Consider the following 857-nt stretch of genomic DNA (forward strand, 5'->3'; position numbering starts at 1 on the left):
TACTCGCGCAGGGCGTGGAGAAGGTGTCGCTGGTTCCAGATCAAGGTCCGGTCCAGCAGCTCCCTGCGGCAGGTCTGTATCCAGCGCTCCATGAGCGAGTTCATCCGCGGTACTCGAATGCCGGTGGTGACAACCTTCACGCCGGTATCGGTCATCAGGGCGTCGAAGGCGGCTGTGAACTTCGAGTCGCGGTCGCGGATGAGGAACTTCGCCTTGCTGTCCGCGTCTTCGAGGTCCATGAGGAGGTTGCGTCCGAGCTGGACGATCCACTGCGCGGTGGGGTGTGCGGTGGCGCCGAGGATCCGGATGCGCCTGGTGGTGTGCTCGATGACGGCGAAGACGTACAGGCGCGCTCCGGTCAGCGTGCGGACTTCGAAGAGATCGCAAGCGAGTAGAGCTTTGGCCTGGCTGCGGAGGAAGTCCGCCCAGGTGGTGCTCTGCCGTTCGGGTGCGGGTGGGATGCCGTGCTGGCGGAGGATTTCCCAGACGGTGGAGGCGGCGATCTTGATACCCGGTGCTGCGAGTTCGCCGTGGATCCGGCGATACCCCCACGAGGCGTTTTCCTTGGCCAGGCGCAGGACCAGGGCGCGGATCGATCGGATCGTGCGTGGGCCTCCGCGTCGTCGGGGTACGCAGGTTGCGGCATGGCGCTGCTTGAGCAGGCTGCGATGCCGGCGCAGGACCGTGTCGGGGCGGACCAGGAGCAGAAGGTGCCGCGGTCTGTCTTTGGGGAGGTGGTGGAGCAGGCCGGCGAGGATGGCGCGGTCTGTGTCGGTGAAGGTCGGCTTGCTGACCCGGCGTTGCAGGACGAGCAGTTGGTGCCGGAGTACGAGGATCTCGACGTCCTTCTCCCTGTC

General features: G+C 66.0%; 1 protein-coding gene. It reads right to left on the reverse strand.

The annotated features are described in order from the left end of the window. Positions 1 to 857, reverse strand: an 857-nt coding sequence (locus JK363_RS41415) for an integrase (RefSeq protein ID WP_236076589.1), incomplete at both ends; no start/stop codon positions are given.

Origin of the sequence: Streptomyces coffeae (genome assembly GCF_016741875.1) — a bacterium.
GTDB lineage: Bacteria > Actinomycetota > Actinomycetes > Streptomycetales > Streptomycetaceae > Streptomyces > Streptomyces coffeae.